The sequence below is a fragment of the Haloplanus sp. genome (assembly GCF_028275055.1).
Lineage (GTDB): Archaea > Halobacteriota > Halobacteria > Halobacteriales > Haloferacaceae > Haloplanus.
In genome coordinates, this window is record NZ_JAQCNJ010000014.1 from 1 (window position 1) to 5,545 (window position 5,545).

Below are 5,545 nucleotides of genomic sequence, written 5' to 3' on the forward strand. Positions count from 1 at the left end.
GGACGGTACGACAGAAGTCGACACCGTCTGTGCCGGGAAGCCGGTAGCCGCTTACCACGCAGTCAACCGGGTTCTCGCGAAGGTGAGCCGTTGCGTTGGCCGGGTCGTTGCACTGTACCGTCCGGACGCCATCGCACGCTCGCTCGAGAAATGCCGCCGTCGAATCGCCCGCCACCCTCTCGGCTCCGACAAGAAGGACACGAGTCTCCGACTCCATGGTAGACATCTCGCCGATGTGAACTTCAACCCATCGCGGTATTATAATTCGTGAGAACTGGCCCCGGCGAACTAAAACGGTTCATTACGATGCTCGACGTGGTGGTCTAACCGTGACCGGGGATGTGCTGGCCGACTTCGTGGCCGACGTGGCGCTGAGCGACGGGACGGCGGAACCCAGTCGGATGCGCGTCGTCCTGAACGACCGGGAACTCGTGTTCGCCACCGGCGACGGAACACGGCTGATTCCCCTCGACCACGTGTTCGACATCGTTCAGGACATCTCCCCCAGAGCGACGCCCGACTCGACCGAGACGATTCGGCTTGCGTTCTATGTCGATGACGTGCGCGAGGTGGCGTCGGTCCACGGGGACGCGGGGAGCCTGCTCCGATTTCAGCACACGTTGTTTCGCGGCCTACTGGCCGGCGCGGATACGGTCGTCAGACACACCGTCGGCGGGACGCGGCGCCACACGGCACGAACGCTCTCACTGTCGCCGACAGCCACGCACATTCGCTTTGAGGATGGCGACGCGACGGCCTTCGGTATCCCCCGTGAGACGATATCGGAGTTTCGAACGGGCCACGAATCGTTCGGTGACGACCGGCAGGCGGCGGTCACGCTCATCTGGATGGACGACCGCAGTCCGGCCAAAACGGTCGTCTGTTTTCAGACACCCCGCCTGTTCAACCTGTTCGGACGGTACGTTCAGTCCACCGTCCGGCTCGGAACCAGCCCGGACACGAGCGAACGCCCGCGGCGTATCGACGTGCTGTTGGTCGACGACGACCCGGACGACCTGGAGATGAGCGAACTGTTCCTGAAACGACAGTCGGACCGGTTCGCCATCGAGCGTACCACGAGCGCCGCGGGCGGACTCGAGTATCTCGACGACCGCTCGGTGGACTGTGTCGTCAGCGACTTCCGTATGCCCGGCACCGACGGTATCGAGTTTCTGCAGTCGCTCCGCGAGCGGGATCCGACCCTTCCGTTTATCCTTTTCACCGGGCAGGGCTCGGAGCGTGTCGCCAAACGGGCGATCATCGACGACGTGACCGACTACGTCGAAAAGGGGGTCGGTACGAATCAGTACGCCGTTCTCGCCCAGCGAATCCGAAAGGCCATCGACTGACAGCCCCAGTCGTGACCGGATTTCAACGGTCCGTCGCCCCGTCCGTCCCGAGCCACGCCCGGGTTACGAGTCCGAGACGCGACGCCGATTGACCACGCCGACGTTGTTGGCGACACCCTCGGTGACCACACGGAAGGCGTCGGCAGTCGGGTGATCATCGTTCAGGACCATCGGATCCGATCCGGTTCGAATCTCCGGATCGAGTGGCACCCCGCCGAGATACGGGAGTTCGTTCGCCTCCGCCAACCCCCGCCCGCCGCCGGAGCCGAACACGTCGTGTTCGCCCCCGCAGTCGGGACAAACGAACGAACTCATATTCTCGATGAGGCCGAGTACGTTCGTGTCGTGTTTGCCGAACATTCGAATCCCCTTGCGCGCGTCGTCGACGGCCACCTCCTCGGGCGTCGTGACGATGACCGCACCGGCGAGAGGCAGCGTCTGGAGGATGGTGAGTTGCGTGTCGCCGGTTCCGGGGGGCATATCGAGAACGAGATAGTCGAGTTCGCCCCACTCGACGTCCTCGACCATCTGCGTGAGTATCTTATGCACCATGGGCCCGCGCCAGATAACGGGGTCGTCCTCGCCCACCATGAACGCCATGCTGATGAGCTTCACCCCGAAGCGCTCGGGCGGGATGATGGTGTCGTCGTCCGTCGCGGTCGGGGGTTCCTCGGAGCCGAGCATCCGGGGGACGTTCGGGCCGTACACATCGGTGTCGAACAACCCGACGCGTGCGCCGAGTTTCGACAGGCCGGCGGCGAGATTGACCGCAACGGTCGACTTACCCACACCGCCTTTGCCCGACGCGACGGCGATCACGTTCTTTACGCCCGGCAACACCTCGTCGTCGCGTGACGACGACGGGAGTTTAGCCGTGAGTTCGACCTCCAGTCCCGCCTCAGCGAGAACCTCCCGTACCTCGGCGGCGATGGCGCTCTCCGACGGCGCGTACGGCGCACCGAGCGCCAATGACACCTTCACGACGCCGTTCTCGACCGCCACGCCGTTGACCAGTCCGAGGGAGATGATGTCGTCGCCGAGGTCCGGATCCTCGACCCGACCGAGCAACTCCCGCACGTCAGCTTCGTCCATGCAGCGACCTGCGAGTGAGACCCGCATAAGAGTTTTGTCGTGAACCGGCACGATGGAACGCTTGGCCGTGACATGCCGGGCAGGATATAACTGAAATTGGTTACATAAGCCGGTCAGTATGGGGCCAATTTAAGCCCCTGGGGACGAAGCGTCGAGTATAATGCTGGAGGACGACTTCGGTCGAGAGGTGACGGGTGTTCGCGTCTCGCTCACCGATCGGTGCAACTTCGACTGTGTCTACTGTCACAACGAGGGCCTCGGCGACACGCGCGGGCCGATGGAGCCACAGGACGACGAGATGTCGACGGACGATATCGTCCGTTTCCTCAAGGTGGCCGCCGAGTTCGACGTCGACAGCGTGAAGTTCACCGGCGGGGAGCCGATGCTTCGGGACGACCTAGAAGAGATCATCCGTCGGACCCCCGACTCGATGGAGGTATCGATGACGACCAACGGAACGTACCTGCCGGGACGCGCTCAGGATCTGGTCGACGCCGGTCTCGAACGCGTCAACGTCTCGCAGGACGCCCTCGACCCCGATGAGTTCGCGGAGATCACGAAGTCGGGTGCATACGACAAGGTGATGGAGGGTGTCGAGGCCGCCCTCGACGCGGGACTCGACCCGGTCAAGCTGAATATGGTCGTTTTCGAGCACACGGCGGGCTACGTCGAAGGGATGGTGGACCACGTCGCCGAGAACGACGGTCTCCAGCTCCAGTTGATCGAGTATATGCCCGAACTCACCGGCAAACCGGAGTGGAACATCGACATCGACCGGGTCCACGGCTGGTTGGCCGACATCGCCGACGAGGTCGAACACCGCGAGATGCACGACCGCAAGCGCTACTGGGTCGACGGTGGCATGGTCGAAATCGTCGACCCCGTCGAGAACCCCACCTTCTGTGCCAACTGCCACCGAGTCCGCGTCACACACGAGGGCTACCTGAAGGGCTGTCTCAACCGTAACGACGACCTCAGGTCGATGGGCGAGATGACGAAAGCCGAGATCAGAGAGACGTTCCGGGAGACGGTTGCGAACCGTGTCCCCTACTACGGCGAGTATATGATCAAAAACGACGACGGCGAGTGGGTGCTCAACGAGGAGTACATCGGCGCGCCGACGGCGTAGCCCGCCCGACACGGACCGTTTCAAAATACGCCAGTTCGAAACGAACAGGAACGACCACCGGGTTCGTCACACACCGGTCTTCCCGACCGGCCAGCGTCCGAGGCCGCCGGCACGCATGACCCACGGTCCCGCCCTGCCTGCGGTCGTCGCCACGCGGCGGGGTCGCCGTTTCGGCCGAGACGTTCGCCGAGACGGGGATATAACGGGTGCCGGGCGTTGTCCGCGGACCGTCGTTGTGGCTGTGACACCGACCCACGCCCCCGTCCTTTCGTGATGTTTAAGTATCGCCCCCGGGTTGGTTCGACTGCATACGCTGCAGGGGCGTTCGGCCCCGAGTTCGCGTGGCCGACGGACCGCGTCACGGTTTGTCTGCCAGCAAACCCGTTGGGTTTGCGCGGGCGACGATACGATACAACGACACGACTGCCGGTGTTGCGGTAGCCAAGTCTGGCCCAAGGCGCAGGGTTGCTAACTCTGTGGCGTCAAGCCTCCGGGGTTCGAATCCCCGCCGCAACGCTCGCACCACCCCCATACCCATGAGTGCAGAAGAACCACAGGACGGCTCCCCCGAGGACGACGAAGACCTTCGGTACTTCGTCCGAATCGGACAGACCGACCTCGACGGGACGAAAGCCGTCGAGCGGAGCCTCACCGACATGAACGGAATCGGCAAGCGCACGGCGCGCATCGTCGCCGACGCGGCCGACGTGGATCGGACGGCCACGTTCGGACGTCTCGACGACGACGAAATCGACCGCGTGATCGAGGTCGTGGAGAACTTCGAGGATCAAGTCCCCGGATGGATGGTGAACCGCCGGAACGACTTTTTCTCCGGCGAGAACAGCCACCGCGTCGGCTCCGACCTCAGCCAGACCCGCACACAGGACATCAACCGGATGAAAATGATCGACTCCTACCGCGGCGTCCGACACAAGCGCGGCCAGAAGGTGCGCGGCCAGCGGACGAAGTCCACCGGCCGTACCGAAGGCACCATCGGCGTCAACGTCGAGGCAATCAAAGAGGACATGGCCGAGGAGGAGGCCGCGGAGGGCGACGACGCATGACCACAGGCAAAAACACCAAGTTCTACGAGACGCCCAACCATCCATATCAGGGCGAGCGTATCGCGGAGGAGGCCGACCTTCTCGGGCGATACGGGCTGAGCAACAAAGAGGAACTCTGGCGTACCCAGTCCGAACTACGCGAGATGCGCCGCGAGGCGCGACGACTGCTCGGCGATGCCCAGGGTGACGTCGATGTCGCGGGCGAGGCGGGCAGCGAGTTCATCGCGCGCCTCCAGCGACTCGGCATTCTCGACGACGAGGACGACATCAGCGATGTTCTGTCGCTTGAGGTGACGGATCTGCTCGAACGGCGGCTTCAAACCGTCGTGTACCGGCAGGGGCTCGCACACACGCCCCAACAGGCCCGGCAGTTCGTCAGCCACGGACACATCACCGTCGACGGGGCCCGTGTCCAACGGCCCTCGAAAAAGGTCGAGGTCGACGAACAGTCGAGTGTCGCCTTCGACGAGACGAGTCCGCTCGCGGATGATCTACACCCGGAACGCGCGGAGGCACAGGAATGAGCGCCGAGGAAGAACAGGACAAGTGGGGTATCGCCCACGTCCACGCGTCGTTCAACAACACGCTCATCACGGTCACCGACCAGACCGGCGCCGAGACAATCGCCAAGTCGAGCGGTGGAACGGTCGTGAAGCAAAACCGGGACGAGGCGTCGCCGTACGCGGCGATGCAGATGGCCGAGGTGGTGGCCGAGGAAGTTCTCGCGGCCGGCGTCGAGGGTGTCCACGTTCGCGTGCGCGGCCCCGGTGGCAACGGCAACAAGTCCCCAGGACCGGGCGCACAGGCGACCATCCGGGCGCTTGCACGCGCCGGCCTCGAGATCGGCCGCATCGAGGACGTGACCCCGATTCCGCACGACGGCACCCGTGCGCCCAAAAACAGCCGTCTCT

The 5,545-nt window shown here is 64.0% G+C and carries 6 protein-coding genes, 1 tRNA gene and 1 pseudogene; 6 read left to right on the forward strand and 2 right to left on the reverse strand.

All coding sequences use genetic code 11. The features are described 5' to 3' along the window. Positions 1 to 217 (reverse strand): annotated as a pseudogene (locus Q0925_RS01785) (hybrid sensor histidine kinase/response regulator); the annotation flags it as partial. Positions 218 to 329: 112 nt separating this feature from the next. On the opposite strand from Q0925_RS01785, the gene Q0925_RS01790 reads away from it, so the two are divergent. Then, positions 330 to 1,349: a response regulator gene (locus tag Q0925_RS01790; protein ID WP_299331229.1), complete on the forward strand. Its 1,020-nt coding sequence runs from the start codon at positions 330 to 332 to the stop codon at positions 1,347 to 1,349. A 63-nt stretch (positions 1,350 to 1,412) separates the two neighbouring features. Here Q0925_RS01790 and Q0925_RS01795 read toward each other — a convergent pair whose 3' ends face one another. Further along, on the reverse strand, positions 1,413 to 2,441 hold the full coding sequence (locus Q0925_RS01795) for an Mrp/NBP35 family ATP-binding protein (RefSeq protein ID WP_299331231.1): 1,029 nt from the start codon (positions 2,439 to 2,441) through the stop codon (positions 1,413 to 1,415). A gap of 160 nt (positions 2,442 to 2,601) precedes the next feature. Between Q0925_RS01795 and moaA the strand changes: the two genes are divergently transcribed. The 5 genes from moaA to Q0925_RS01820 all read left to right on the forward strand — a co-directional run. Further along, on the forward strand, positions 2,602 to 3,570 hold the full coding sequence (gene moaA, locus Q0925_RS01800; protein WP_299331233.1) for a GTP 3',8-cyclase MoaA: 969 nt from the start codon (positions 2,602 to 2,604) through the stop codon (positions 3,568 to 3,570). A gap of 431 nt (positions 3,571 to 4,001) precedes the next feature. After that, positions 4,002 to 4,086 (forward strand) — tRNA-Ser (locus Q0925_RS01805). Positions 4,087 to 4,106: 20 nt separating this feature from the next. Beyond that, a complete protein-coding gene (locus Q0925_RS01810; protein ID WP_299331237.1) occupies positions 4,107 to 4,634 on the forward strand; it encodes a 30S ribosomal protein S13 in 528 nt (175 codons plus the stop codon). Further along, positions 4,631 to 5,158: a 30S ribosomal protein S4 gene (locus Q0925_RS01815; RefSeq protein ID WP_299331240.1), complete on the forward strand. Its 528-nt coding sequence runs from the start codon at positions 4,631 to 4,633 to the stop codon at positions 5,156 to 5,158. Before Q0925_RS01810 ends, Q0925_RS01815 begins: the two co-directional genes overlap by 4 nt. After that, the coding region (locus Q0925_RS01820; protein ID WP_299331243.1) for a 30S ribosomal protein S11 at positions 5,155 to 5,545 on the forward strand (391 nt) is incomplete at its 3' end. The genes Q0925_RS01815 and Q0925_RS01820, both read left to right, overlap by 4 nt.